Below are 26,174 nucleotides of genomic sequence, written 5' to 3' on the forward strand. Positions count from 1 at the left end.
ACAAACATGGCACACTATTGAGTTCTCAAACAACAGACCAGCAACCAGGCCGAACACCCGGAAACCGTGTTGGAATTTTCGGTGCCCTCCGCGTCGGAACTTCGTTCCCCGCCTCAAGCAGCTCGACCATCCTACGCAGTCCGTTCTCGGCGTGTCAACTTGCGTTGTTCCGGGTTCGGACCGACCTGAACGGTCGCTCCCGCATGAACTAGGCAGTACCCGTTGGTCCTGCTGCTCTTTGCGGTGTTGCCGTCCGCCGGCCTCTCGGCCCTGCCTGACGACTCGATGAACACTACACCCCCGCCCAGGGGCCTGCAAGCTCGGCTCCCGGACGGGGGTGGCGGGTGGATCGGCGCGCGGACCAACCCTCAGATCAGGCCTCCACGGTGACGGCCGCGAGGTGTTTCTTGCCGCGGCGCAGCAGCGCCCACCGGCCGTGCAGGAGCTGGTCGGGGCCGAGCTCGGCGTCCTCGCCGACGACCTTCTCGTTGTTGACGTAGGCGCCGCCCTCCTTGAGGGTCCGGCGGGCGGCGGACTTCGACTCGGACAGCCCGGTGGCCACGAGGAGGTCGGCGACCTGGAGCGGGCCCGCGGCCACGCTGGCGCCGGGCAGCTCGCGGGCCACCGAGCCCAGGGTCTCGGCGTCGAGCTCCGCGAGCTCGCCCCGCCCGAAGACCGCGGCCGAGGCCGCGATCGCCTTCTCGGTCGCCTCCACCCCGTGCACCAGCGAGTTGACCTCCCAGGCCAGGACCTTCTGGGCCTGCCTCTTGTAGGGCTCCTCCTCGACGGCGCGGGCCAGCTCCTCGATCTCGGCACGGGTGAGGAAGGTGAAGACCTTGAGCCGGTCGACCACGTCCGCGTCGGCCGTGTTGAGCCAGAACTGGTAGAAGGCGTACGGCGAGGTCAGCTCCGGGTCCAGCCACACGGCGTTGCCCTCGGACTTGCCGAACTTCGTGCCGTCCGAGTTGGTGATCAGCGGGGTGCCCACGGCGTGCACGGCCGCGCCCTCGACCTTGCGGATCAGATCGGTCCCGGAGGTGAGGTTCCCCCACTGGTCGGAGCCACCGGTCTGCAGGGTGCAGCCGTGGTCGCGGTAGAGGTTCAGGTAGTCCAGTCCCTGCAGGATCTGGTAGCTGAACTCGGTGTAGGAGATGCCCTCCTCCGAGTGCAGCCGCTTGGCCACGATGTCCTTCTTGATCATCGTGCCGACGCGGAAGTGCTTGCCGATGTCGCGCAGGAAGTCGATGGCGGAGAGCTGCGAGGTCCAGTCCAGGTTGTTGACCATCACGGCCCGGTTCTCGCCCTCGAAGGAGAGGAACCGCTCGACCTGGGCCCGGAGCAGCTCCACCCACTGCGCGACGGTCTCCCGGGAGTTCAGGATGCGCTCGGAGCTCTGGCGGGGGTCCCCGATGAGACCGGTGGACCCGCCCACGAGCCCGATCGGGTGGTGGCCGGCGAGCTGGAGCCGTCGCATGAGCAGCAGCTGCACCAGGTGCCCGAGGTGCAGGGACGCCGCGGTGGGGTCGAACCCGCAGTAATAGGTGACCTTCTCCTCGGCGAGCGACCTCTCGAGCGCCGCCTCGTCGGTCGAGACGTGCACGAGCCCGCGCCACTGCAGCTCCTGCCACACGTTGGCGAAGGACGGATCGTTGTGCTGGAGGTCCAGGTCTATTGCGTTCGACACGGCTTCCAAGGTACCAGGACGCGGAGGGGGATCCCCTCCGCGTCCCGGTGGCTCCGGTGGCCGGGGCTCAGAACCGGTCGAGACCGGCCGGCAGCGGGCGGGCCGCGACGACGCGCAGCCGCTGGGTGGGGCGGGTCATGGCCACGTAGAGGTTGCCCACTCCGCCGCCCACCTCCTCGACGAGGGCCTGCGGTTCGACGACCACCACCGAGTCGAACTCGAGTCCCTTGGCGTCCCACGCGGAGAGCACCACGATCTGCCGGTCCAGCCGGCGCACCCCGGCGCCCACGAGACCGGGCAGGGCTCCGGCGAGCGCGGTGCCGATCTCCTGCACGCGGTCCTCGGGCACGATCACGGCCACGAGACCGCCGTTGACGAGCTCGAGCTCGGTGCGCACCTGGTCGAGCACGCCCTCGGCGACGTCCGCGGCCTCGACCCGCTGCACGATCGGTGCCTCGCCCTCGCGGACGGCCCGCGGGGCCGAGATGTCCAGGCCGGCGGCCCGGGCGACGTCCACCGCGGCCTCGGCGATCTCGGCGGGGGTGCGGTAGTTGACCGTGAGCTCGTCGAGGACGAACCGCTCCCCCACGAAGGGCTCGAGGGCGTCCTGCCAGCTGCGGGCCGCGGTGGCCGAGCCCGCCTGGGCGATGTCGCCGACCACGGTGAACGACTTCATGGGGCACCGGCGCATGAGCACGCGCCACTGCATGGGCGAGAGCTCCTGGGCCTCGTCGACGACCACGTGGCCGTAGGCCCACGTGCGGTCCGCGGTCGCGGCCTCGGCCGCGGTCATCCGGTGCTGGGTCACCGCGTTGAAGTCCGTGAGCTGGGCCGCGGTCACGATGCCGTCCGCGCCGACGTCCTCGAGGCTCTGGTGCATGTTCGCCAGCGCGTGCTCGGCGTTGTCCGTGGCCTTGCGGTGCTCCCGCTCCGTCTCGGCCCGCCGGCGCACCCCGGCCTCGTCGAGGTCGCCCAGCAGCTCGGCGGCCTCGTCCAGCAGCGGCACGTCCGCCACGGTGAAGGGGGCATCGGCCGGGCGCAGCAGGGCGTCGATCTGCGCGGCGTCCAGGTGCGGGGCGGCGGACTCGAGGTAGTGCCGCTTGCTGAACAGCTGGCCCACGAGGGTCTGGGGGGACATCGGCATCCACGCGAGGTTGAGCGCGATCCGCACGTCCCGGGACTGCCGGATGTCCTCCGCGAGGTAGGAGCGGTCCATGACGTTGCCGCTGGTGGTGTTGAGGTGCTCGCCGAGCTGCTCGGTGAGCTCGCGCAGGGCGATCTTCACGAAGGTGTTGCGCGCCTCGTTGTGCGGCTTGCCGGTGGCGCGGGCCTTGTCCCGGGCACGCTTGACCGTGCGCGGGGTGAGCGTCACGCGGTGGGAGTCGACGCGCAGGACCTGGTCCTGGGCCGGGACCTTCTGCCGGTCCCGCACGGCGCGTGCGATGACGTCGGCCATGTCGAGGCCCGCCTTGAGCCGGGCGGTGCCCGGATCGCGCTCGGGGACGGCGGCCACGCCCGGGAACAGCTCGGACAGGGACGACATCACGACGCCGGTCTCCCCGAGCGCCGGCAGCACCCGTTCGATGTACCACATGAACGACGACGACGGGCCGACGATCAGCACCCCGGCCTTGCGCAGCCGCTCCCGGTGCTCGTAGAGCAGGTACGCCGCCCGGTGCAGCGCCACGGCGGTCTTGCCGGTGCCGGGCCCGCCCTGCACCACGCGGACGCCGGGCAGCGGGGCGCGGATGATCTTGTCCTGCTCGGCCTGGATCGTCGCGACGATGTCCGACATCCGCCCGGTGCGCTTCTGGTTCAGCGCCGCGAGCAGGGCGCCCTCCCCGTGGAGCACGCCCTCGTCCTCGAGCATGTCCGGGTCGAGGACGTCGTCCTCGAGCGCGGCGACGTCGCGGCCCTCGAGGATCAGGTGGCGGCGCCGCCGGATGCCCATGGGGTTCTGCGCGGTCGCCTGGTAGAAGGCGGCCGCCTCGCGGGCGCGCCAGTCCACCATGAGCCGCTGGTGGTCCGCGGTGGCCAGACCGATGCGCCCGACGTACCGGCGGTCGCCGTCCTGGCCGTCCAGGCGGCCGAAGACCAGCCGGTGGTCCACGGCCTCGAGCTGAGCGAGACGGTCCTCGTAGTGGGACGCGAACGCGTCCCGCTCGGCGCGGTTCTGGTGGTTGCCGAACGACTCGCTGCGCCGCACGGCCGCGAGCTCGGCGGTCTTCTCGGCCCGCAGCTCGTCGAGCCGGTCGTAGAGCATCGCGACGTACGCGCGTTCGACAGCAAGTTGCTCGGCCGCCATCGTGGCGACGGTCTCTGCCATGGGTGGACACCTCGTTCCGGATCGAACAGACCATCGATTCTACCGGTCCGCGGGCGTTCGCACGGCGACCAGGCCGTGCGGTGCGTAACAGGCGTTCCTCCCGTGGCGGCGTCCCTGGTCAGACCCGGTACAGTGCCCGGACACGGTGTCCGCCGAGCTGGCTGCGCCCCCGCAGGTCGGTGAGCTCCATGATCAGCCCGAACCCGGCGACGTGCAGCCCGGCCCGGTGCAGCAGCTGGGCCGTGGCCCCGAGGGTGCCGCCGGTCGCGAGGATGTCGTCGAGCACGAGCACGCGGGCGCCGCGCGGGACGTCGTCGGTGTGGATCTCCAGCACCGCCGAGCCGTACTCCAGGACGTACTCCTCGCGGAAGGTCTCCCGGGGCAGCTTCCCGGCCTTGCGCACCGGGATGAGGCCCACGCCCGTCGCATAGGCCACGGCCCCGGCCATGAGGAAGCCGCGGGCCTCGATGCCGGCCACGTAGTCGAACTGGCCCCTGAAGGCGTCGGCCAGGGCGTCGACGGTCCGCCGGAAGCCGGGACCGTCCGCGAACAGGGGCGTCAGGTCGCGGAAGAGGATCCCCGGCTCCGGGTAGTCGGGGATCTTCACGCACAGGCGCTCGATCATCTGCTCAACGGATTCAGTCACGTGGCTCATGCTATCCGCCCGGGCCCCGCGGACTCAGCGGCGTCGGCGCGGGACCGCCGGACGGTACGGCGAGACGGAGGACTCTCCGAGGAGCCACCACCGCCAGGGGAACTCGGGGGTCCCACCGGCTCCGGACACCCCGGTGCGCGGCCCGCTGCCCACGGGGGCGCCGCTCTCCGGGCGGGCCGGCCGCAGGAAGAAGCCCGGTGCCGCGGTGTCCTCCGCCGCGGCGAGGGGCGCGCCGTCGTGGCTCAGGTCGATCCCCAGGGCCTTGGCGAGGTTGCCCGGTCCCCGGGCCAGTGCGGCGTCGGGCACGGGACGCGCCCGGCCCGCCGCGCGGCGGGCGCGGGCCAGGGCCGCGCCCTCGACGACCTCACCGGCCCGGATCAGGCACCCGCCGGCGGTGCCCTCGGGCCGGCACACCAGGTTCACCGCGTGGTGCATCCCGTACGTGAAGTACACGTAGACGTGGCCCGGCGGACCGAACATCGAGGCGTTGCGAGCGGTCCGCCCGCGCCACGTGTGCGCCCCGGGGTCCGGCAGGTCGGAGCCGTCCGGACCGCCGTAGGCCTCGACCTCCGTGATCCGCAGGACCACGGCGCCCTCGCCGTTCCGGTGGCCGAACAGACCGCCGAGCAGCCGCGGCGCCACCTCGGGGGCCGGCCGGGACAGCAGCTCGAGCAGCGCCGCCCCGGTGAGCGGGCCGTCCTGGCTCATCCGGCGACGATCGGGGCCCGCCGCGAGAAGGCCGCCGCCTCGGCGACCTGGCGCTCGAGCTCGCCGATCTGCGCGGCCACGGCCGAGGGCGCCGTCCCGCCCTGGGCGCTGCGGGAGGCCAGCGAGCCCTCGACGGTGAGCACCTCGCGCACCCCCGGGGTGAGCCGGGCGGAGACGGCGGCGAAGTCCTCGTCGGTGAGGTCCCACAGCTCGATGCCGCGCTGCTCGCAGACCCGCACCGCGTCCCCGGCGATCTCGTGGGCGTCCCGGAAGGGCACGCCCTGGCGCACGAGCCACTCGGCGACGTCCGTGGCGAGCGCGAAGCCCTGCGGGGCGAGCTCGGCCATGCGCTCCGTGTTGAAGTCGAGGGTGGCGATCATCCCGGCCACGGCGGGCAGCAGGACCTCGAGCTGGTCGATCGCGTCGAAGACGGGCTCCTTGTCCTCCTGGAGGTCCCGGTTGTACGCCAGGGGCAGGCCCTTGAGCGTGGCCAGCAGCCCGGTGAGATCACCGATGAGCCGGCCCGCCTTGCCGCGGGCGAGCTCGGCGATGTCCGGGTTCTTCTTCTGCGGCATGATCGAGGAGCCGGTGGAGAAGGCGTCGTCGAGGGTGACGAAGGAGAACTCCTTGGTGGCCCACGTGGTGATCTCCTCGGAGATCCGGGACATGTCCACGGCGATCATCGCGGTCACCCAGGAGAACTCGGCGTAGACGTCCCGGGCGGCGGTGCCGTCGATGGAGTTGTGCACGGCGGAGTCGAAGCCCAGCTCGGTGGCCACGGCGCGCGGGTCCAGACCGAGGGAGGACCCGGCGAGCGCGCCGGAGCCGTAGGGCGAGACCGCGGCGCGGGCGTCCCAGTCGACGAGGCGCTGGACGTCGCGCAGCATCGCCCACGCGTGGGCGAGCAGGTGGTGGGACAGCAGCACGGGCTGGGCGTGCTGGAGGTGGGTGCGCCCGGGCATCGGGGCCTCCGGGTGGGCCTTCGCCTGGTCCAGGAGGGCCTGCACGACGTCGAGCACGTTGCGGGCGATGATCGCGGCGTGGTCGCGCAGGTACATCCGTCCCAGGGTGGCGATCTGGTCGTTGCGGGAGCGGCCGGCGCGCAGCTTGCCGCCGAGCTCGGGCCCCGCCCGCTCGATGAGGCCCTTCTCGAGGGAGCCGTGGACGTCCTCGTCCGAGGGGGCGGGCGCGTAGGCCCCGGAGCGGACGTCGGCCTCGAGCCGGTCGAGGGCCTCGAGCATGCCCTCGAGCTCGTCACCGGTCAGCAGCCCCGCGGTGTGCAGGACGCGGGCGTGGGCGCGGGAGCCCGCGATGTCGTAGGGGGCCAGCCGCCAGTCGAAGTCCGTCGACTTGCTGAGCGCCGCGAGGGCGTCGGCCGGCCCTCCGGCGAAGCGCCCGCCCCAGAGCGCGCCCTCGTTGGTCCCGTGCTTGTCCTGCTCCGCCATCTTGTCCTGCTCCGCCATGTCTCTCCTCGTTCCGTCCTGGCCGGGCCCGGTGCTCCGGCGTGCGCGGAGGGCCCCACCGCCACGATGGGGCCCTCCGCCGTCGTGCCCGTTCCTGCTGGGACGAGCCTACGTGGTCCCGCTCTACCTGCCCTCGGCCGCGAGGCGCTGCTCGCGCGACGCCGCGACCTTCGAGGACATGCCGAACAGCTCGATGAAGCCGCGCGCCTGGGACTGGTCGAACGCGTCGCCCTCGTCGTAGGTGGCGAGGTTGAAGTCGTACAGGGAGGTGTTCGAGCGGCGGCCGGTGACCGTGGCCTGCCCGGCGTGCAGGGTCATCCGGATGTCGCCGTCCACGTACTTCTGGGTGTCCTGGATGAACGCGTCGAGGGACTGCTTGAGCGGGGAGAACCACTGGCCGTCGTAGACGAGCTCGGTCCAGCGCTGGGTGGCCATCCGCTTGAAGCGGGCCTGCTCGCGCTCGACCGTCACGTTCTCCAGCTCCCGGTGCGCGGCGATCAGGGCCATGGCGCCGGGGGCCTCGTAGACCTCGCGGGACTTGATGCCCACGAGCCGGTCCTCGACGATGTCGATCCGGCCCACGCCCTGGGCGCCGGCGCGGCGGTTCATCTCCTGGATCGCCTGCAGCGGGGTGACCGGCTGGCCGTCGAGGGCCACGGGGATGCCGCCCTTGAAGCTGATCACGACCTCGTCGGCCGGCGGGGGGAACGTGGGGTCGTCCGTGTAGTCGTAGACGTCCTTGGTGGGGGCGTTCCAGATGTCCTCGAGGAACCCGGTCTCCACGGCGCGGCCCCACACGTTCTGGTCGATCGAGAAGGGGTTCTTCTTGGTCGTGGCGATGGGCAGGTGGTGCTTCTCGGCGTAGTTGATGGCCTTGTCGCGGGTCAGGGCGAGGTCGCGGACCGGGGCGATGCACTTGAGCTCCGGGCCGAGGGTCTGGATGCCGACCTCGAAGCGGACCTGGTCGTTGCCCTTGCCGGTGCAGCCGTGGGCCACGGTGGAGGCGCCGAAGCGCTTGGCGGCGGCCACGAGGTGCTTGACGATCACCGGGCGGGACAGCGCGGAGACCACGGGGTACGCGTCCATGTACAGGGCGTTCGCCTGCAGGGCCGGCATGCAGTACTCGGCCGCGAACTCGTCGCGGGCATCGGCCACGTAGGCCTCGACGGCGCCGCAGTCGAGGGCACGCCGGCGGATGGTCTCCAGGTCCTCCCCGCCCTGCCCGACGTCGACGGCCACGGCGATGACCTCGGCCCCTGTCGCCTCGCCGATCCAGCCGATGGCCACGGAGGTGTCGAGGCCTCCGGAGTAGGCCAGCACAACGCGCTCGGTCACGGTGTTCTCCTTCGTCGGTGGTCCGGGCGCCACGACGTGGCCCCGCCTTCTGTGCATGACTATACACGCCAACTTGTATTTATGCATCATGCCCCGACCGCCCGCCGCGAGCCCTCCGGCGTCCCCCGGACGCGACCTTGACGGCCCCGGGGCCCGGTGGTCGACCGGGACCGCCCGCCGGGGTGGTCGACCCCGCCCCCGCCTGGACCGGCGCGGCGCGCCACTCCGCAATTATGAGTCGCTAGCAATAGCCTGGTGCATCCGACATACTGGACGAGAGGTGTCGTCCTCACCGATGAGCACACCCGGGCAGGCAGGAGCGCTCGCGCCCCGGCCCTCCCGGACACCCGGTCCCTACCCCGAGAGGAACCCCATGACGAACGTTCCCGACCAGACCCTGACCACGCGCCAGGGCCACCCCGTCCGTGACAACCAGAACACCCGCACCGTCGGCTCGCGCGGGCCCGCGACCCTCGAGAACTACGCGTTCCTCGAGAAGATGAGCCACTTCGACCGCGAGCGCATCCCCGAGCGCGTGGTCCACGCCCGCGGCACCACGGCCTTCGGCTACTTCGAGTCCTACGGCACGTACGGCGACGAGCCCATCGCGAAGTTCACCCGCGCGAAGGTGTTCGCCGAGGCCGGCAAGCGCACCGACGTGGCCGTGCGGTTCTCCACCGTGGCCGGCGGCCGGGACTCCTCCGAGGTGGCCCGCGACCCGCGCGGCTTCGCCGTGAAGATGTACACGGAGGAGGGCAACTGGGACCTCGTCGGCAACAACCTCGGCGTGTTCTTCATCCGCGACGCCATCAAGTTCCCCGACTTCATCCACTCCCAGAAGCCGGACCCCGTGAACTTCGAGGCCTCGGTGGCCAACCGCGCCTTCGACTTCTTCAGCCAGTCGCCCGAGGCGATGCACATGATCACGATCCTGTTCTCCCCGCGCGGGATCCCGGCGGACTACCGCCACCAGCAGGGCTTCGGCGTGAACACCTACAAGTGGGTCAACGCCGCCGGGGAGTCCCTCCTGGTGAAGTACCACTGGATCCCGAAGCAGGGCGTGAAGTCCCTGACCTCGGCCGACGCCGCGAACATCCAGGCGCAGACCCTCGGCTCCCACACCAAGGACCTCTACGACGCGATCGAGGCCGGCGACCACCCCGAGTGGGAGCTGCAGGTCCAGGTGATGGAGGACCACGACCACCCGGAGCTGGACTTCGACCCGCTGGACGACACCAAGGTCTGGCCGGAGGAGATCTTCCCGCCCAAGCCGGTCGGCCGGATGGTCCTCAACCGCAACGCGGAGAACTTCTTCGCCGAGAACGAGCAGATCGCCTTCGGCACCGGCGTGCTCGTGGACGGCCTGGACTTCTCCGACGACAAGATGCTCGTGGGGCGCACCTTCTCCTACTCGGACACCCAGCGCTACCGGGTGGGCCCGAACTACCTGCAGCTTCCCGTCAACGCTCCGAAGGCCCCCGTGGCCACCAACCAGCGCGACGGCCAGATGGCCTACGGCGTGGACCACGCCCCGGGGCAGAACCCGCACGTCAACTACGAGCCGACCATCACCGGCGGTGTCCAGGAGACCCCGAAGGGCGAGGACTACCACGCCGAGGTCGGCCCGGAGATCAACGGCCGCGTGACCCGCGCCCGGATCGAGCGGACCAACGACTACCAGCAGGCCGGCGAGCGCTTCCAGCTCCAGGAGGAGTGGGAGAAGGAGGAGCTCATCGCCAACCTGGTCGACGCGCTGTCCCAGTGCGACCGCCCGATCCAGGAGCGCATGGTCTGGCACTTCTACATGGTCGAGGACGAGATGGGCCGCCGCGTGGGCGACGGCATCGGCGTCTCCCTCGAGGACGTCAAGGACCTGGGCCCGCTGCCCACCCAGCGACTGTCCGAGGAGGAGCAGCGGCGCGTGGCGAACCTCGGCGACAACGGCCCGCGCGACGTGGCGGGTCTGACCATGACCCACTGCGTGCCGAACGAGCGCGTCGTCGTCGAGCGGGAGCCCCAGGAGCAGAGCCCCGCGATGATGTCCAGCTGACCCGGTGCACGGAGGCGCCCCGCCCGGGGCGCCTCGCCGGGGTCCTGGTGGACCCGTGACGTGAAGGGCTCGGCCGCTGTCCAGCGGCCGGGCCCTTCCGCGTGCGTGCTCAGCCGCGGCGCCCGGCGCCCTCGAGGTCGAGGGAGCGCTTGAGGATCTTGCCGGTCGGGCCCTTCGGCAGCTCGTCGACCACCTTGTAGTAGCGCGGGTGCTTGTACTTGGCCACGCGCTCGCGGACGAAGGCGTCCAGCTCGTCGACCTTCGCGTCCAGCTCCTCCTCGGGCACGTCGCGGAAGGCGACGACGGCGGCGACCTCCTCCCCCATCGCCTCGTCGGGGACCCCGATCACCGCGGCCTCGGCGATGCCGGGGAACTGGTAGATCACTTCCTCGACCTCGCGCGGGTAGACGTTGTAGCCGCCGCGCAGGACCATGTCCTTCTTGCGGTCCACGATGTAGTAGAAGCCGTCCTCGTCCACCCGGGCGAGATCCCCCGTGGAGAACCAGCCGTCGCGGATCGCGGCCTCGGTGGCCTCGGGGTTGCGCCAGTAGCCGGCCATCACGTACTCCCCGGCCACCACGAGCTCACCGATCTCCCCGACGGGGACCTCCTCGCCGAGGTCGTCCACGACCTTCAGCTGCGCCCCTCGCACCACGGTCCCGATCGACCCCGGCTTGCGCCCGTGCTCCCGCTGGTTGAAGCACACCACCGGGGAGGTCTCGGACAGTCCGTACCCCTCGTAGATGGGCGCCCCGAACACCTTCTCGAAGCGCTCCAGGACCTCGACCGGCAGCGGGGACCCGCCGGAGACCCCGGCCCGCAGGTGCGGCACCTCGACCGGCCCCTCGCCCGCCGCGTGGAGCAGCGCCACGTACATGCTCGGCACCCCGGCGAAGACCGTGACCTCGTCCCGCACCAGGATCTCCAGCGCCTTCGCCGGATCGAAGCGCGGCAGCAGCGTGACGGCGGCGCCGGCCCGGACGACGCCGTTGAGCGCCACGGTCTGGCCGAACACGTGGAAGAACGGCAGGGCCCCGAACATGACGTCCCCGGGCTGCAGGTCGAAGAGGCTCGCGGACAGCTCCGCGTTGGTCCGCAGGTTGTGGTGCGTCAGGACGGCGCCCTTGGGCCGGCCCGTGGTCCCGGAGGTGTAGAGCAGGACGGCGGGCTGGTCGTCCTCGCGGTCGGCGACCCCGGGCCGCGGGGGCACGTCCCCGAGCGCCTGCAGCGTCCCGGCGGCCGAGACCTCGACCACCGGGACGTCCCGGTCCAGGTCGCCGACCGCGGCCCGGGTGGCCTCGGCCATGGCCTCCCAGACCAACACGAGGGACACCTCGGCGTCCTCGAAGTGGTACGCCAGCTCCCGGGGGCTGAGGAGGGGGTTGAGGGGCACGACCACGCCGCCCGTGCGCAGGATCCCGTAGTAGGCGATCGGCATGTGCGGGACGTTGGGCAGGATCATGGCCACCCGGTCCCCCGGCCCGATGCCCCTGGCGGCCAGCATCGACGCGACCCGCGCGGACAGGTCGTCGAGGGCCCCGTAGGTCAGGACCCGGTCGTCGAGGAGCACGGCCCGGGAGTCCGGGGAGGCCGCGGCCGTATCGGTCAGCAGGGTGGCGAGATTCGTCATGGAGGAACTCCGGATCCCCGGTGCGCGGGCACCGGCGCGAGGAACGGGCGGGAGGTGAGCTGTGTCACACGAGCGTGCCAGTCGGTTACTGCAACGTCAAGACCCGGGTATCTCCGGGCAGGCGCGTGTCGCGGGCCCCGCCTTCGATAAACTGGCCGGCAGGAACCCCGCTCGACCGACAGCTTCCACCGACCGCTTCCACCGACCGCTTCCACCGACCGCTTCCACCGACCGCGAAGGACCACCCGTGACCCAGACCCCCCAGCAGCCCCAGGACCAGGCAGCGCCCCAGCTGACCGAGGAGGAGATGGCCTACGTGCTCTCCCTGTTCGAGATGGCCAGGACGGGCGACACCGAGAACCTCCTGCCGGCCGTGCGCGCGGGCGTCCCGGTCAACCTCACCAACAGCAAGGGCGACACCCTGCTGATCCTCGCGGCCTACCACCAGCGCGAGGAGACCGTCACGGCGCTGCTCCAGGCCGGGGCGGACCCCGACCGGGTCAACGACAACGGCCAGACGGCGTTGATGAGCGCCGTCTTCCGCGGCAACGAGCCGATCGTCCGCGCGCTGCTCGAGGCCGGGGCCTCCCAGACGGCGGGCGCCCACTCCGCCCTGGACTTCGCCCGGGTCTTCGAGCGCACGGACCTCGTCCCCGTCCTGGAGGAGCACGCGGCCCGCTGAGCGCGCGGCCGGCACGAGGCGGCGGCGGGACCTCTACTCGGCGAGCTCCAGGAAGCGACGGGCCACGGCGGGCCCGCCGTCGGCCTCCCGGCACACGACCATGATCGTGTCGTCGCCGGCGATCGTGCCGAGCACGGCCGGGAGCACGGAGGTGTCGATGGCGGACGCGAAGTACTGGGCGGCCCCCGGCGGGGTGCGCAGCACCACGAGGTTCGCGCTCGCCTCGGCGGTGACCAGCAGCTCGCGGCACAGGCTGGCCAGGCGCGCGTCGAGCACCTCCTGGGTGATCCCCGAGGCGGGTGAGCGGTCGGCCCCGGCCTGCGGGACGGCGTAGACGAGGGTGCCGGAGCCGTCGCGGACCCGGACGGCCCCGAGCTCCACGAGGTCGCGGGAGAGCGTGGCCTGGGTGACCTGCACGCCGTCCTCGGCCAGCCGGGCGGCCAGCTCGGCCTGCGAGTGGATCGCCCCGCCGGTCACCAGGGCCACGATCCGGGCCTGCCGCGCGGTCTTGGTGGCGGGGATGCTCATGCCGGGACGGCAGGGGCGTCGGCGGCGTCCAGGTCGTACCGTCCGGAGCGGGCCATGAGCCACACCAGGAGCGCCTTCTGGGCGTGCAGCCGGTTCTCCGCCTCGTCCCACACGACGGACTGCGGGCCGTCGATGACCTCGGCCGCGACCTCGGAGCCGCGGAACGCGGGCAGGCAGTGCAGGAACAGCGCCCCGGGCGCCGCCCGGCCCATCGCCGCGGCGTCCACGGAGTACTTCCGGAAGACCTGCGCCCGGGCCTCGGTCTCCGCCTCCTGCCCCATGGACACCCAGGTGTCGGTGCAGACCACGTCCGCCCCGGCGAGCGCCTCGGCCGGGTCCGTGGTCACGCCCACGGACCCTCCGGTCTGGCCGGCGCGCTCCTCCGCGGCCCGCACGACCGCCGGGTCCGGGTGGTGGGTCTGCGGGCCGGCGACGCGCACGTGCATGCCGGCGGTGGCCCCGCCCAGCAGGTAGGAGTGGGCCATGTTGTTGGCGGCGTCCCCGAGATAGGCGAAGGTCAGCCCGGCGAGGCGCCCCCGGTGCTCCCGGATCGTGAGCAGGTCCGCGAGGATCTGGCACGGGTGGTAGGCGTCGGAGAGCCCGTTGACGACGGGCACGGCCGAGGCCGCGGCCATCTCCTCCAGGCCGGACTGGGCGTAGGTGCGCCACACGATCGTGGAGACCATGCGGGAGAAGACGCGGGCGGTGTCCGCCACGCTCTCCTTGCCCAGCTGGGACTCCCCCGGGTTGATCATCAGGGGATTGCCGCCGAGGTCGGCGATCCCGGCGGAGAAGGAGACCCGGGTGCGGGTCGAGGTCTTGTCGAAGATCACGGCCACGGTCTGCGGTCCGGCGTAGGGCCGGTGGGCCCAGCGGTCGGTCTTGAGGCGGGCGGCGAGCTCGAGCACCTCCTCCTGCTCCTGCTGGGAGAGGTCGGTGTCGACGAGGAAGTGGCGGGGGGTCATGGACGGGTTCATGCTTCTTTCGGCGGGGTGTCGGGCGCGGTCGCGGCGGGGGCCGTGACGGCGGCGGTGGCGGTGTGCAGGATCTCGGGGAGCGCGTCGAGGAACGTGTGCGCCTGCTCCTGGGTCAGGATCAGGGGCGGTGCCAGGCGCAGGGTGCCGGGGCCGGTCGCGTTGACGATGAACCCGGCGTCCCGGGCGGCCTCGACCACGGCGGGACCGAACGGGGCGGTGGCCCCTGCGGGGACCTCGAGGTCGGCGCCGATCAGCAGGCCGTGCTGGCGCACGTCCCCGATCCCGGGGACCGCCCGCAGGCCCTCGCCGAGCACGGCGCCCACGGTGCGGGCGTGCTCGAGCAGGCCGTCCTCCTCGATCACCGTCACGGTCGCGAGGCCCGCGGCGGTGGCCGGCGGGTTGCCGCCGAACGTGGTGCCGTGCTGGCCGGCGCCGAGCAGCGCGGAGACCTCGGCGCCGACGGTCAGCATCGCGCCGATCGGGAAGCCGCCGCCGAGCCCCTTGGCCAGGGTGATCGCGTCCGGCAGGTCGCTGCCGGTGAGCTCGGCGGAGGAGGCGAACCAGCGGCCGGTGCGGCCCATCCCGGTCTGCACCTCGTCCACGACGAGCAGCGCGCCGTGCCGGCGGGTGAGCTCCCGCGCCCGCCGGAGGTAGCCCTCGGGCAGCTCGCGCACGCCGGCCTCGCCCTGGACGGGCTCCACGATCAGCGCGGCGACGGTCCCGTCGAGGTGCTCCTCGAGGGCCTCGACGGTCGCGGGGATGTGCCGCACCCCGCCGGGCAGGGGCTCGAAGGGCGCCCGGTAAGCCTCCTTCGCGGTCAGGGCGAGCGCGCCCATGGTGCGGCCGTGGAAGGCGGACTCGAGGGCGAGGACGGTGCCGCGGGGCCGGCCGTCCGGGCCGGGGTGCTCGTGGCCGTGGCGGCGGGCGAGCTTGAACGCGGCCTCGTTGGCCTCCGCCCCGGAGTTCGCGAAGAAGACGTGGGAGCCCGCGGGCGCGCCGGCCAGGGATAGCAGCTTCCCGGCGAGGGCGATCTGCTGCGGGGAGGTGAAGAAGTTGGAGACGTGGCCGAGGGTGGCGAGCTGGCGGGAGACGATCTCCACCCAGCGCGGGTGGGCGTGGCCGAGGGCGTTGACGGCGATGCCGGCGAGCAGGTCGAGGTAGTCCCGGCCGTCGGCGTCGGTGACCACGGCGCCCTTGCCGTGGGTGAGCACGAGCGACGGGCTGCCGAAGACGCCGAGCAGCGAGTCGGCGTACTCGCCGAGCAGGGCGGTCTGGGCGGAGTACCGGGAAGCGGTGTGCTGGGCGGTGGCGTGCTGGGCGGTCATGACGATGCTCCGTGGTCGGGGACGAGCTGGGTTCCGATGCCCGTGTCGGTGAAGATCTCGAGCAGGCAGGTGTGCGGGCTGCGCCCGTCGACGATGGACGCCCGGCGGGCCCCGCCCTCCACGGCCCGCAGGGCCGCCTCCATCTTGGGGATCATCCCGGCCTGCAGGCTCGGGAGCATCGCGCGCAGCTCGGAGGCGGAGAGGGACGCGATGAGCGAGTCCTTGTCGGGCCAGTCCGCGTAGAGGCCCTCGACGTCGGTGAGGGCCACGAACTTCTCGGCGCGCAGGGCCACGGCCACCGCGGCGGCGGCGGTGTCGGCGTTGACGTTGAGGATCTCCCCCGTGGGGCGGCCCTGCGCGTCGACCTCCGGCGCCACGGAGGAGATGACGGGGATCCGTCCGGCGTCGAGGAGCTGGGTGACGGGCTCGGGGTTGACGCCGACGACCTCGCCCACGTGGCCGAGGTCCACCTCCTCGCCGTCCACGACGGTGCCCCGGCGCACGGCGCGGAACAGTTCGGCGTCCTCCCCCGAGAGCCCGACGGCGTACGGGCCGGTGTCGTTGAGCAAGGAGACGAGCTCCCGCTGGACCTGCCCGGTCAGCACCATGCGGATGGCGTCCACGGCCTCCCGCGACGTGACCCGCAGCCCGCCGCGGAACTCGGACTCGATGCCGAGCCGCTCCAGCATCCGGTTGATCTGGGGTCCGCCGCCGTGCACCACGACCGGCTTGATCCCGACGTGGCGCAGGAACACCATGTCCTCCGCGAAGGCCTGCCGCAGCGGCTCGGACACCATGGCGTTGCCGCCGTACTTGAAGACCATCACGGACCCGGCGTAGCGCTGGATCCAGGGCAGGGCCTCCATCAGGACGGCTGCCTTCAGCTGGGCGGTCTCGTAGCGGGTCGGGTCACTGGGGTCGGTCATGGTTCTCCTGCGCCGTCGGTCGGTGCTGTCCTGGTGGGCGGGCTGGTCAGCTGGAGTAGGCGCTGTTCTCCTCGACGTAGTCGTGGGTGAGGTCGTTGGTCCAGACGGTGGCGTCGGCGTCCCCGGCCTTGAGGTCGACCAGGACGGTCACCCTGCGCTCGGCCGCCAGGTCCACGTCCTCGCGCGCGTCCCCGATCATGCCGTTGCGGCAGACCATGACGCCGTTGATGGCGACGTCGAGCTGGTCGGGGTCGAACGCGGCGTCGGTGGTGCCGACGGCGGACAGGACGCGGCCCCAGTTGGGGTCGTTGCCGAAGATCGCGGCCTTGAAGAGGTTGGAGCGGGCCACCGAGCGGCTCACGTCCTCCGCCTGCTTCTCGGTCGCGGCGTTGACCGTGGTGATCTCGATGTCGTGGGACGCGCCCTCGGCGTCCGTGATCAGCTGCTGGGCCAGCGAGTGGCACACCGCCGTCACGGCCTGGCTGAACTCGAACTCGTCCGGGGTGATCCCGGAGGCGCCCGAGCCGAGCAGGACCACGGTGTCGTTGGTCGACATGCAGCCGTCGGAGTCGGTGCGGTTGAACGTAACCTTCACCGCGTCCTCGAGGGCCCACTGCAGGGCGTCCGAGGAGAGCTCGGCGTCGGTCGTGAGCACCACGAGCATCGTGGCCAGACCGGGGGCGAGCATGCCCGCGCCCTTGGCCATGCCGCCGACCGTCCACCCGTCGCGGACGTAGGCGGCCTGCTTCGAGACGGAGTCGGTGGTCATGATGGCCCGGGCCGCGGCGGCCCCGGCGGCGTCGTCGTCCCCGAGCGCCTCCACGACCCCGGGGAGGCCGCGCTCCATGACGTCCATGGGCAGCTGGATGCCGATGAGCCCGGTGGAGCACACCACGACGTCGCCCGCGCCGATGCCGAGCGCCTCGCCGACGAGCTCCGCGGTCCGGTGGGAGGCCTGGAACCCCTGCGGTCCGGTGCAGGCGTTGGCCCCGCCGGAGTTGAGGACCACGGCGGCGGCCTTGCCGTCCGCGGTCGCGGCCTTGGACCACTGGATGGGCGCGGCGGCGATCCGGTTGGTCGTGTACACGGCTCCCACGTGGTGCTGGGGCCCGTCGTTGACGACGAGGGCGAGGTCCGGTCCGCCGGAGTCCTTGAAGCCCGCCTCGGTGCCGGCCGCACGGAAGCCCTGGGCGGCGGCCACGCCGCGGGTGGTGTCGACCGGCAGGGTGCCGGCGGGCTGCTGGGAGGGGTACGTTCTCACGGTGCGACTCCTTGGAGATTCAGGCCGGTGTCCTCCGGCAGGCCGAGGGCGAGGTTCATGGACTGGACGGCACCGCCCGCGGTGCCCTTGACGAGGTTGTCGATGACGCAGGTGACGATGACGCGGCCCGCCCGGGCGTCGTGGGCGAGCTGGAGCTGGGCGTGGTTGGAGCCGGCCACCGACTTCGTCGCGGGCCACCGGCCCTCGGGCAGGACGGTGACGAACGGCTCGGCCGCGTACGCGGACTCCCAGGCCTCCCGCAGCTGCGCGGCGTCCACGCCCTCCGCGACCCGCGCGGTGGCGGTCGTGAGGATGCCCCGCGGCATGGGGGCCAGCGTCGGGGTGAAGGAGATCCGCACCTGGCGCCCCGCGGCCTTGGAGAGGCCCTGCTCGATCTCGGGGGTGTGCCGGTGGGCGCCGCCCACCCCGTACGGGCTCATCGAGCCCATGACCTCCGAGCCCAGCAGGTGGGCCTTGACGGCCTTGCCGGCGCCGGACGTGCCCGACGCCGCGACGATGACGACGTCCTCGGGCTCCAGGAGACCGGCCGCGAATCCGGGGCCCAGGGCGAGCAGCGCGCTCGTCGGGTAGCACCCCGGCACCGCGATGCGCGTGACGCCGCGGAGGTGCTCGCGCTGACGGGTGCCCTCGGTGTCCACGACGAGCTCGGGCAGCCCGTACGGCCACGTCCCGGCGTGCGGGGAGCCGTAGAACTGGTCCCACTCCTCGGCGGAGTCGAGCCGGTGGTCGGCGCCGGCGTCGATCACCACGGTCTCCGGCGGCAGCTGCGCGGCGAGCGCGGCCGAGGCGCCGTGCGGCAGGGCGAGGAAGACGACGTCGTGGCCGGCCAGGTTCTCCACCGTGGTGTCGACGAGCACCCGGTCGGCGAGGGAATGCAGGTGCGGCTGCAGCTCCCCCAGCCGCTGGCCCGCGTTGGAATGGGCCCCCACGGCCCCGATCTCGATCTGCGGGTGACCGGCGAGGATCCTCAGGACCTCGCCACCGGCGTAGCCGGAAGCCCCCGAAACTGCTGCGCTGAACGTCATAAGGCCCACTCTAGCTCAAAGTTATGCATGGTCTTCAATAATTATGCACGCTACGGGACGAGGGCGGACGAGGCGGAGGAGCGGGTGCGCCCTCGTCGGGGCGCGTCGGGACCCCCTCGTCGCGCCGGCCACGGCCGTTGTCACATCCCCCCGGAACGGCTCTGCCCCTGAATCTACGCTTCCCGTGTGCAAATCTCGATGATTACGGGGGCATCCCCGTGCCCCCACTTGTGCTCACGCTACCCCTCGGAGACCCCCGCAGGGAGAGCGCGGCCGGGCTCGCCGCCTACCATGGCAGGAGTTCCCGTCCGCGATCCCCAGGAGGTACCCGTCATGATCCGTTCCGTCATGGTCGAGCGAGCCGGAGGCCCCGAGGTCCTGACCCTCGGCGAGCGCCCGGACCTCGAACCGGGCCCGCGCCAGCTGCTCGTCGAGACCCGTGCGGCAGGGGTGAACTTCATCGAGGTCTACCAGCGCGAAGGCGTCTACCCCGTGGAGCACCCCTTCACGCCGGGCTCGGAGGGCATGGGCGTGGTCACGGGCGTGGGCTCCGAGGTGCAGCACTTCGCCCCGGGCGACCGGATCACCACGTCGCAGGCCTCGCGCACCTACGCCGACGCCTTCGTGGTGGACGCCGACAAGGCCCTGCGCGTGCCGGACGGCGTCTCCGACGAGGTCGCCGCGGCCGTCCCCCTGCAGGGCCTCACCGCGCACTACCTGGTCCGCTCGACGTATCCGGTCCAGGAGGGCGACGTCGCCGTGGTCACCGCGGGCGCGGGCGGGGTCGGAGGCCTCGCCGTGCAGCTGCTGAAGTCGCTCGGGGCCACGGTCATCGCGCTGGTGGGCTCCCAGGCCAAGGCGGAGACCGCGCGCTCGCTGGGCGCCGACTTCGCGCTGGTGGGCTACGAGGGCTTCGCCGAGCACGTCCGCGAGGTCACCGGCGGCCGCGGCGCCGACGTCGTCTACGACTCCGTGGGCAAGGACACCTTCGACGAGTCCCTCCGGGCGCTGCGCACGCGCGGGATGCTGGTGCTCTTCGGCGGCTCCTCCGGCCAGGTCCCCCCGTTCGACCCGCAGCGGCTCGCCCAGCACGGGTCCCTGTACATCACCCGGCCCACGCTCAACGACTACCTGCTCGATCCGCAGGAGCGGGCCTGGCGCGCGGGCGAACTGTTCGACGCGGTGCTCGACGGGTCGCTGACCATCCGGGTCGCCGAGACGTTCCCGCTCGACCGGGCACGGCAGGCGCACGAGCTGCTCCAGTCCCGCGCCGCCCAGGGCAAGCTGCTGCTGGTCCCGTGAGCACCGCACAGAGGCACCGCTTCCTCGGCGCGGACGGCGCGCGGGACCCGTACACCCCGTTCGTCGGGTGCTGCGCGGCCACCGTGGAGCACTACGACCTGGACCTCGACTACGACGTCGAGGACAACGGCCTCGAGGCGAAGGCGACCCTGACCTGCCGGGCCCTGCAGGACACGGACCGGATCGAGCTGGACCTCACCGAGCTCGCCGTGACCGACGTCCGCTTCGGCACCGGCGGGCTCGGCGGGCTGCTCGGCGGCCGCAGGGTCCGCGCGGACCACCGCGGCAGCCGCCTCGCGCTGACCCTGCCGCGCACGGTCCCCGCCGGGGAGTCCTTCACGCTCACCGTGGCCTACGAGGGCTACCCCGAGTCCCTGGACGGGCCGTGGGGTGAGATCGGCTGGGCCGAGCTCGACGACGGCGTGCTCGTCGCAGGTCAGCCCACCGGGTCCTCCACCTGGTTCCCGTGCGTCGACCACCCCTCCCACAAGGCCACCTACCGGGTCGCCGTGCACGCCGACGCCGACTACGAGGTGGTGGTCCACGGCGAGCTGGAGTCCGTGGTGGAGCGCGACGGCGAACGCCACTGGGTGTACACCTCCCGGGTGCCGCTGCCGCCCTACCTGGCGACCGTGCAGATCGGTCCGTACGAGCGGCACGAGCTCACGGGCTCCCGCGTCCCCCAGTACCTGGTGTGCTCCAGGAAGCGGCGCAAGAAGGCGGAGAAGACCTTCGCGGAGCAGGGGCGGATGATCGAGGTGTTCAGCGACTGGTTCGGTCCCTACCCCTTCCCGAGCTACACCGTGGTGGTCGTCGACGAGTCGCTCGAGGACCCGTTCGAGTGCTACGCGTGCTCGGTGTTCGGCAAGAACCAGCTCGGCACGGACTGGGAGGAGCAGCGGCTCGTGGCGCACGAGCTCGCCCACCAGTGGTTCGGCAACAGCCTGGTCCTGTCCACGTGGCAGGACATCTGGCTCAACGAGGGGTTCGCGTCCTACTCGGAGTGGATCTGGTCCGAGGCCTCAGGCGGCAGGCCGGCCCGCTGGCACGCGGAGAAGGCGCACCGGACGCTGTCCAAGATGCGCCAGGACCTCGTCATCGGGGACCCGGGGCAGGTCCGGCTCTTCGACGACGTGGTGTACGTCCGCGGCGCCCTCACCGTCCACGCGATCCGGGAGACCGTGGGCGAGGAGGCCTTCCGCGCCCTGCTGCGCGGCTGGGCCACCGCCAACCGGGACGGGTGGGTGAGCACGGAGGGCTTCCGGGAGCACCTGCGCGGCTTCGTGCCCCAGCACCGGTGGGCGGAGGTCGACGCCCTGCTCGACACGTGGCTGCTCAGGCGGGAGCTGCCCGTCCTGCCCTGAGCCGCGCCGGGACTCCGTAACCCGGGATCCGGGATCCGGGGTCCCGGGCCCCGCTCCGGCGGCCCCCGACGCGAATGGGCCCCCGCCCGGCGCTGTGCGTCCGGCGGGGGCCCGTTGCGCGGTGCGGTCCGCGCGGCGTCAGCGCTGCCGGCGGTAGAGCCGGCGGGCGAACCAGACGCCGCCCGCGGCCGCACCGAGCCCGGCGAGCAGCAGCAGGGCGGCCTGCGCCCGCTGCCACGCGATGGTCCCCGCGGTGATGCCGTCCCCGAACTCGCCGGCCTCGGCCGTCTCGACCACCTGCAGCGTGCCGTCCTGCACGGCGAGCAGGGCGTCGGCCTCCTGGTGGAAGTCGTCCTCGGTGGAGCCCGTCTGCGTGCCGCGGAAGACGATCTCCTCACCCGCCTCCGGGACGCGCGGGTCGGCGAGGCCGGAGTCGAAGGGCTGCTCGGTGACCGCCTCGTCCGCGGGCAGCACTCCGCGGTAGATGGGGTTCCAGGTCTTGGTCCGCAGGTCGTTGGTGAGGTCCTGGTACTGCCCGGAGATCACCCACGAGCGGTCCGCGTAGCCGGCCAGCTTCCGGGAGTCGTCCCAGGCGAGCGCCGCGCTCACCGCCAGGACCAGTCCCAGCAGGAGCCCGAGCAGCCCCACGGCCGTCGGCTTCCAGGCGATCGACCGGCGGGGACGCCCGTCCTGTTCGTCCTGGTCGTCCTGGTCCTCGTCGAAGGCGAAGAACGTGTCCTGGCGGTCGGTGGTCTCCTCGGTCATGGTGAGCTCCTGGAACGGGGTCGGGGAAGGGGGCCAGATCGCGGTGCCGGGGTCGCGGCCGGGGACCCGGTGCCACAGTACCGAAGTTCACGCCGTCCGCCCTGGCGTTCGCAAGTGTTACCGAGAGGGCCGGGGCGAGAGCGCCGGGACGACGGACAGCCCGCTCCCGGCGTGGGGGCGGGCCGTCCGGGGCGGGGTCGTCCAGGGCGCGGTCGTTCAGCCGCGGAGCACGGCGCCGTGGCGCTCGGCGGCCACGGCGACGGCCGCCTCGCGGGCGGCGGAGGCCTCCTCCGCGGTCAGGGTGCGGTCCGGGGCCCGGAAGCGCAGCGCGAAGGCGACGGACTTCCGGCCCTCCTCGATGCCGGGGCCCCGGTAGACGTCGAAGACGCGGACGTCCTCGAGCAGCTCCCCGGCGCCATCCTCGAGCGCGGCGCGCAGCTCGGCGGCCGGGACGGAGGCGTCGACCACGAGCGCCACGTCCTGGGTGGCGGCCGGATACCCGGAGATCGGGCGTGCCTGCACGACCTCGACCTCCGCGTCGACGAGCGAGCTGAGGTTCAGCTCCATCGCCACGGTCCGCTCGGGCAGGTCCTGCGCGGCCACCAGCTGGGGGTGCAGCTCGCCGGCGTAGCCCAGCGGGGTGCCGTCGTCGGTGGCGAGCACGGCGGTGCGGCCCGGGTGGAACGCCTGGTGGGTGCCCTGGCGGACGGTCAGCTCGATCCCCAGCACCTCGGCGGCCAGCCGGGCGGCGTCGAGGGCGTCCTGCCAGTCGAACGCCCGCGGGGCGGTCCACGGGCCCTCGGCCGCGTCCCGGCCGGCCAGGACCGCGGCGAGGTGGCGAGGCTGGGCGGGAATGCCGGCCTCGATCTCGTCGAGCACCGCCCGGCCCGGGTGCGCTCCCAGCGGGGGGATGCCCGCGCTGCCGAGCTGCTCGCCGGGGCGGAAGACCCGACCGACCTCGTAGAGCGCCAGGTCCCGGAAGCCCCGGGAGGTGTTGCGCCGCAGCACCTCCAGCAGGCCCGGCAGCAGGGACACGCGCAGCATCCCCTGGGCCTCGCTGATGGGGTTGGCCAGCTTGACCGACGGCACGGGCACCCCGGGCTCCGGGGCGCCCCACAGCTCGTTGTCCGCCTGCGAGACGAACGGGTAGGCGAGCACCTCGGTCAGCCCGGCGGCCGCGAGCGCGTCGGCGACCCGCTTGCGGGCCTGCTGCTCGGCGGTCAGGCCGCGGCCGGGGGGCGCTACCGGCAGCCGCGAGGGGATGGTGTCGTAGCCGACGAGGCGGGCGATCTCCTCGACCAGGTCCTCCTTGGCGACCAGGTCCGGGCGCCACGACGGGGGCACGACGCGCCACCCGTCGTCGGTGGCCTCGACCTGCGCACCGAGCTCGGTGAGGGTCGAGACGACCTGCTCCGCCGTGTACTCCACGCCCGTGCGGCGCCCCGGGTGGTCCCAGGGCAGCTCGATGGGCGCGGGGACGGTGGTGTCGTCCACGTCGGTGACCTCGGGGCCGGCCGTGCCGCCGGCCAGCTCCACGAGCAGCTCGACGGCGCGCTGGGCCGCCACCGGGGCGACCTGCGGGTCCACGCCGCGCTCGAAGCGCTTGGACGCCTCCGAGGGCAGCCGGTGCCGGCGGGTGGTGCGGGCGATCGAGACCTCGTCGAAGCGGGCCGCCTCCACGAGCACGTCGACGGTGCCGTCCGAGACCTCGGTGGCGGCGCCGCCCATGACCCCGGCCAGGCCGATCGGCCCGGAGCCGTCCGTGATCAGCAGGTCCTCGGGGTCCAGGGCGCGCTGCTTGCCGTCGAGGGTGGTCAGCGTCTCGCCCGGCGCCGCCCGGCGGACCCCGATGCCCCCGGTCAGCCTGCCGAGGTCGTAGAAGTGCAGCGGCTGGCCCAGTTCCAGCATCACGTAGTTGGAGATGTCCACCGGCAGGGAGATCGAGCGGATCCCGGCCAGGCGCAGCCGCGCCGACATCCACGGGGGCGTGGGGGCGGTCGCGTCGATGCCGGTCACCGTGCGCGCGACGAAGCGGGTGCACCCGGGGTTGCCGTGGATCGGGGCGTCGTCGTCGACGGCCACGGGGAAGCCGTCTCCGGTGGCCGCGGGCACCCGGGCGGCCACGGTCCCGGCCGGGTCCGTGAAGGGCTCGTGCACGGCGTGGCAGTACTCGCGGGCCACGCCGCGGATCGAGAACGCGTAGCCGCGGTCCGGGGTCACGTTGATCTCGGCGGCCTCGTCGTGGAGTCCGAGCAGCTCCAGGGCGTCCGCGCCGAGCTCCGGGTCCAGGCCGAGGGTCGAGAGCACCAGGATCCCGTCGTGGTCCTCGCCGATGCCGAGCTCGCGCACGGAGGCGATCATCCCGGCGGACGTGTGGCCGTAGGTCCTGCGCGCCGAGATCCTGAAGTCCCCGGGCAGGACGGCGCCGGGCAGGGTCACCACGACCTTGTCCCCGACCTCGAAGTTGTGGGCCCCGCAGATCACGCCCTGCACGCCGGAGGGGTCGATGCCCTTGCCGGTCAGGATCTGCTCCTGGCCCTCGGGGACCACGCGGACGGTGCACCAGTTGACGGTCTTGCCGTTGGAGTGGGTCTCCGGCTCCTTGGACAGCACCTGGCCCACCACGACCGGGCCCTTCAGGTGGTCCGTGGGGCGGTGGACGTCCTCCTCCTCCAGGCCCACCGTCACCAGGGTGGCCAGGACGTCCTCGGCGGTGGCGTCCGCCGGGACGGGGGCGTGCTCGCGCAGCCATGACAAAGGAACTCGCATGTTCTAGATCTCCATCCCGAAGTGCTCGCTGAAGCGGACGTCGCCCTCGACCATGTCGCGCATGTCGGGGACGTTGTTGCGGAACATCAGGGTCCGCTCGATGCCCATGCCGAACGCGAAGCCCGAGTACACCTCGGGGTCGATGCCGGCCGCGCGCAGCACGTTCGGGTGGACCATGCCGCAGCCGCCCCACTCGATCCACTGCGGCCCGCCCTTGGCGTTCGGGTGCCACACGTCCAGCTCGGCGGACGGCTCGGTGAAGGGGAAGTAGTTGGGCCGCAGCCGGATCTTCGCCTCGGGGCCGAACATCTGCCGGGCGAAGTGCTCGAGCGTGCCCTTGAGGTCGGCCATCGACAGCCCCTGGTCCACGGCCAGGCCCTCGACCTGGTGGAAGACCGGGGTGTGCGTGGCGTCGAGCTCGTCGGTGCGGTAGGTGCGCCCCGGGACGACGACGTAGACCGGCAGCTCGCGGTTCAGCAGCGTGCGCATCTGCACCGGCGAGGTGTGCGTGCGCAGCACGAGGTGCGCCTCGGGCGGGTCCACGAAGAACGTGTCCTGCAGCTCCCGGGCGGGGTGGTCCGGCTTGAAGTTGAGGGAGTCGAAGTTGTACCACTCGGACTCGACCTCGGGGCCGTCGGCGACCTCCCAGCCCATCGCCACGAACGTCTCGCCGACGCGCTCCATGAGGTTGGTCAGCGGGTGCCGGCCGCCCAGGCGCCGGCGCCGGCCGGCGGCGGTGACGTCCACGGCCTCCTCTACGAGGATCCGGGCCTCTCGCTCCTCCTCGAGCACCCTGGTGCGGGCGGCGATCGCCTGGTTGACACGGCCGCGGGCCTGGCCGACCAGCTTGCCGGCGGCGGCCTTCTGCGACTTGTCCAGGGAGCCGATCTGCCGGTTGGCCAGCGCCAGGGGCGAGCGCTCCCCCGCGTGGGCGAGCCGCACCTCCTTGAGCTCGTCCAGATCGTGGGCGTTCTCGACGGCGCTCAGGGCCGCCTCGACAGCCGCGGCGACCGCGGCCTCGTCGGTCGGGTCGACCGCGCCGCTCGGGGCGGTCTCGGGTGGCAGTTCAGACATCAGCTGGCGACTTCTTCGGCTCGGGGACGGATGCGCCCGGGCACGCTGTCACGTGTTTCGTGTGACAGCGACCACGGGAAAGCCCGGATCGGCACGGATCGCGGGCGGATCCCAGTCTATGGCACGCGCCTCAGGGGCCACCCACCGATCCCCCGCCACGGCACGGCACCCACGACCTGTCCGCACCTGGTCGGACCGGAGCACCGCGCCGCGCTCCTCACCGTGGACCTCACCGTGGACCTCACCGCGGACCTCACCGCGGACCTCACCGTGACCCAGGTGGGTCTCCCTGGTGATCGCCGGC

At 72.7% G+C, this 26,174-nt stretch carries 20 protein-coding genes; 4 read left to right on the plus strand and 16 right to left on the minus strand.

Annotated elements, in window-relative coordinates; genetic code table 11:
* Nucleotides 1-373 precede the first annotated feature (373 nt).
* The 6 genes from tyrS to Q0817_RS13240 all read right to left on the minus strand — a co-directional run bounded on the left by tyrS (nt 374) and on the right by Q0817_RS13240 (nt 8,171).
* A complete protein-coding gene (gene tyrS / locus Q0817_RS13215) occupies nt 374-1,684 on the minus strand; it encodes a tyrosine--tRNA ligase (protein ID WP_298588867.1) in 1,311 nt (436 codons plus the stop codon).
* Between the two features lie 67 nt (nt 1,685-1,751).
* Nucleotides 1,752-4,010: a UvrD-helicase domain-containing protein gene (locus Q0817_RS13220; protein ID WP_298588870.1), complete on the minus strand. Its 2,259-nt coding sequence runs from the start codon at nt 4,008-4,010 to the stop codon at nt 1,752-1,754.
* Between the two features lie 118 nt (nt 4,011-4,128).
* On the minus strand, nt 4,129-4,665 hold the full coding sequence (locus Q0817_RS13225) for an adenine phosphoribosyltransferase (protein WP_298588873.1): 537 nt from the start codon (nt 4,663-4,665) through the stop codon (nt 4,129-4,131).
* 24 nt (nt 4,666-4,689) lie between these two features.
* The gene (locus Q0817_RS13230) at nt 4,690-5,373 is read right to left on the minus strand and encodes a DNA-3-methyladenine glycosylase (protein WP_298588876.1); all 684 of its coding nucleotides are present in this window, start codon (nt 5,371-5,373) and stop codon (nt 4,690-4,692) included.
* Complete coding sequence (gene argH / locus Q0817_RS13235; protein WP_298589060.1) at nt 5,370-6,818, minus strand: argininosuccinate lyase; 1,449 nt, start codon at nt 6,816-6,818, stop codon at nt 5,370-5,372. Before argH ends, Q0817_RS13230 begins: the two co-directional genes overlap by 4 nt.
* A gap of 141 nt (nt 6,819-6,959) precedes the next feature.
* A complete protein-coding gene (locus Q0817_RS13240; protein WP_298588879.1) occupies nt 6,960-8,171 on the minus strand; it encodes an argininosuccinate synthase in 1,212 nt (403 codons plus the stop codon).
* A 373-nt stretch (nt 8,172-8,544) separates the two neighbouring features.
* Here Q0817_RS13240 and Q0817_RS13245 point away from each other — a divergent pair, with 373 nt between their 5' ends.
* Complete coding sequence (locus tag Q0817_RS13245) at nt 8,545-10,221, plus strand: catalase (RefSeq protein ID WP_298588882.1); 1,677 nt, start codon at nt 8,545-8,547, stop codon at nt 10,219-10,221.
* Between the two features lie 109 nt (nt 10,222-10,330).
* Here Q0817_RS13245 and Q0817_RS13250 read toward each other — a convergent pair whose 3' ends face one another.
* Entirely contained in the window at nt 10,331-11,851 is a 1,521-nt protein-coding gene (locus tag Q0817_RS13250; RefSeq protein WP_298588885.1) for a long-chain fatty acid--CoA ligase, read from the minus strand.
* 247 nt (nt 11,852-12,098) lie between these two features.
* Here Q0817_RS13250 and Q0817_RS13255 point away from each other — a divergent pair, with 247 nt between their 5' ends.
* A complete protein-coding gene (locus tag Q0817_RS13255; RefSeq protein WP_298588888.1) occupies nt 12,099-12,533 on the plus strand; it encodes an ankyrin repeat domain-containing protein in 435 nt (144 codons plus the stop codon).
* 33 nt (nt 12,534-12,566) lie between these two features.
* Here Q0817_RS13255 and Q0817_RS13260 read toward each other — a convergent pair whose 3' ends face one another.
* Genes Q0817_RS13260 through argC form a run of 6 tightly spaced genes read right to left on the minus strand, consistent with a single transcriptional unit; the run spans nt 12,567 to nt 18,596 of the window.
* Nucleotides 12,567-13,061, minus strand: coding sequence for an arginine repressor (locus Q0817_RS13260; protein WP_298588891.1), 495 nt, complete (start codon nt 13,059-13,061; stop codon nt 12,567-12,569).
* The gene (gene argF / locus Q0817_RS13265) at nt 13,058-14,038 is read right to left on the minus strand and encodes an ornithine carbamoyltransferase (RefSeq protein WP_298588894.1); all 981 of its coding nucleotides are present in this window, start codon (nt 14,036-14,038) and stop codon (nt 13,058-13,060) included. Before argF ends, Q0817_RS13260 begins: the two co-directional genes overlap by 4 nt.
* Nucleotides 14,035-15,363 carry an acetylornithine transaminase gene (locus Q0817_RS13270; RefSeq protein WP_298588897.1) on the minus strand — a complete coding sequence of 443 codons (1,329 nt, stop codon included), beginning with the start codon at nt 15,361-15,363 and terminating at the stop codon, nt 14,035-14,037. Before Q0817_RS13270 ends, argF begins: the two co-directional genes overlap by 4 nt.
* Nucleotides 15,360-16,289 (minus strand): acetylglutamate kinase, encoded by a 930-nt coding sequence (gene argB, locus Q0817_RS13275; protein ID WP_298588900.1) that lies wholly within the window; start codon nt 16,287-16,289, stop codon nt 15,360-15,362. The genes Q0817_RS13270 and argB overlap by 4 nt, the downstream gene beginning before the upstream one ends.
* A 46-nt stretch (nt 16,290-16,335) precedes the next feature.
* Nucleotides 16,336-17,550, minus strand: coding sequence for a bifunctional glutamate N-acetyltransferase/amino-acid acetyltransferase ArgJ (gene argJ, locus Q0817_RS13280; RefSeq protein WP_298588902.1), 1,215 nt, complete (start codon nt 17,548-17,550; stop codon nt 16,336-16,338).
* Nucleotides 17,547-18,596, minus strand: coding sequence for an N-acetyl-gamma-glutamyl-phosphate reductase (gene argC / locus Q0817_RS13285; RefSeq protein WP_298588905.1), 1,050 nt, complete (start codon nt 18,594-18,596; stop codon nt 17,547-17,549). Before argC ends, argJ begins: the two co-directional genes overlap by 4 nt.
* A gap of 333 nt (nt 18,597-18,929) precedes the next feature.
* Here argC and Q0817_RS13290 point away from each other — a divergent pair, with 333 nt between their 5' ends.
* Nucleotides 18,930-19,898: a quinone oxidoreductase gene (locus tag Q0817_RS13290; RefSeq protein WP_298588908.1), complete on the plus strand. Its 969-nt coding sequence runs from the start codon at nt 18,930-18,932 to the stop codon at nt 19,896-19,898.
* Nucleotides 19,895-21,262 (plus strand): M1 family metallopeptidase, encoded by a 1,368-nt coding sequence (locus Q0817_RS13295; protein ID WP_298588911.1) that lies wholly within the window; start codon nt 19,895-19,897, stop codon nt 21,260-21,262. Before Q0817_RS13290 ends, Q0817_RS13295 begins: the two co-directional genes overlap by 4 nt.
* A 138-nt stretch (nt 21,263-21,400) precedes the next feature.
* Here the strand turns inward: Q0817_RS13295 and Q0817_RS13300 are convergent, their stop codons facing one another.
* The 3 genes from Q0817_RS13300 to pheS form a co-directional block, all read right to left on the minus strand.
* On the minus strand, nt 21,401-22,027 hold the full coding sequence (locus tag Q0817_RS13300) for a hypothetical protein (RefSeq protein ID WP_298588914.1): 627 nt from the start codon (nt 22,025-22,027) through the stop codon (nt 21,401-21,403).
* A gap of 216 nt (nt 22,028-22,243) precedes the next feature.
* Nucleotides 22,244-24,796 (minus strand): phenylalanine--tRNA ligase subunit beta, encoded by a 2,553-nt coding sequence (pheT, locus tag Q0817_RS13305; protein WP_298588917.1) that lies wholly within the window; start codon nt 24,794-24,796, stop codon nt 22,244-22,246.
* A gap of 3 nt (nt 24,797-24,799) precedes the next feature.
* Entirely contained in the window at nt 24,800-25,870 is a 1,071-nt protein-coding gene (pheS, locus tag Q0817_RS13310) for a phenylalanine--tRNA ligase subunit alpha (protein ID WP_298588920.1), read from the minus strand.
* Nucleotides 25,871-26,174 lie beyond the last annotated feature (304 nt).

The sequence above is a fragment of the uncultured Kocuria sp. genome, assembly GCF_947500125.1.
Taxonomy (GTDB): domain Bacteria; phylum Actinomycetota; class Actinomycetes; order Actinomycetales; family Micrococcaceae; genus Kocuria.

What these genes read in the sequence shown, in the direction of transcription:
- Q0817_RS13270 (WP_298588897.1), bottom strand. Translation starts at nt 15,363, where the DNA reads ATGACCGCCCAGCACGCCACCGCCCAGCACACCGCTTCCCGGTACTCC.
- Q0817_RS13245 (WP_298588882.1), top strand. Translation starts at nt 8,545, where the DNA reads ATGACGAACGTTCCCGACCAGACCCTGACCACGCGCCAGGGCCACCCC.
- pheS (WP_298588920.1), bottom strand. Translation starts at nt 25,870, where the DNA reads ATGTCTGAACTGCCACCCGAGACCGCCCCGAGCGGCGCGGTCGACCCG.
- Q0817_RS13260 (WP_298588891.1), bottom strand. Translation starts at nt 13,061, where the DNA reads ATGAGCATCCCCGCCACCAAGACCGCGCGGCAGGCCCGGATCGTGGCC.
- Q0817_RS13250 (WP_298588885.1), bottom strand. Translation starts at nt 11,851, where the DNA reads ATGACGAATCTCGCCACCCTGCTGACCGATACGGCCGCGGCCTCCCCG.
- pheT (WP_298588917.1), bottom strand. Translation starts at nt 24,796, where the DNA reads ATGCGAGTTCCTTTGTCATGGCTGCGCGAGCACGCCCCCGTCCCGGCG.
- Q0817_RS13230 (WP_298588876.1), bottom strand. Translation starts at nt 5,373, where the DNA reads ATGAGCCAGGACGGCCCGCTCACCGGGGCGGCGCTGCTCGAGCTGCTG.
- Q0817_RS13300 (WP_298588914.1), bottom strand. Translation starts at nt 22,027, where the DNA reads ATGACCGAGGAGACCACCGACCGCCAGGACACGTTCTTCGCCTTCGAC.
- Q0817_RS13290 (WP_298588908.1), top strand. Translation starts at nt 18,930, where the DNA reads ATGATCCGTTCCGTCATGGTCGAGCGAGCCGGAGGCCCCGAGGTCCTG.
- argH (WP_298589060.1), bottom strand. Translation starts at nt 6,818, where the DNA reads ATGGCGGAGCAGGACAAGCACGGGACCAACGAGGGCGCGCTCTGGGGC.
- argF (WP_298588894.1), bottom strand. Translation starts at nt 14,038, where the DNA reads ATGAACCCGTCCATGACCCCCCGCCACTTCCTCGTCGACACCGACCTC.
- argB (WP_298588900.1), bottom strand. Translation starts at nt 16,289, where the DNA reads ATGACCGACCCCAGTGACCCGACCCGCTACGAGACCGCCCAGCTGAAG.
- Q0817_RS13220 (WP_298588870.1), bottom strand. Translation starts at nt 4,010, where the DNA reads ATGGCAGAGACCGTCGCCACGATGGCGGCCGAGCAACTTGCTGTCGAA.
- argC (WP_298588905.1), bottom strand. Translation starts at nt 18,596, where the DNA reads ATGACGTTCAGCGCAGCAGTTTCGGGGGCTTCCGGCTACGCCGGTGGC.
- Q0817_RS13225 (WP_298588873.1), bottom strand. Translation starts at nt 4,665, where the DNA reads ATGAGCCACGTGACTGAATCCGTTGAGCAGATGATCGAGCGCCTGTGC.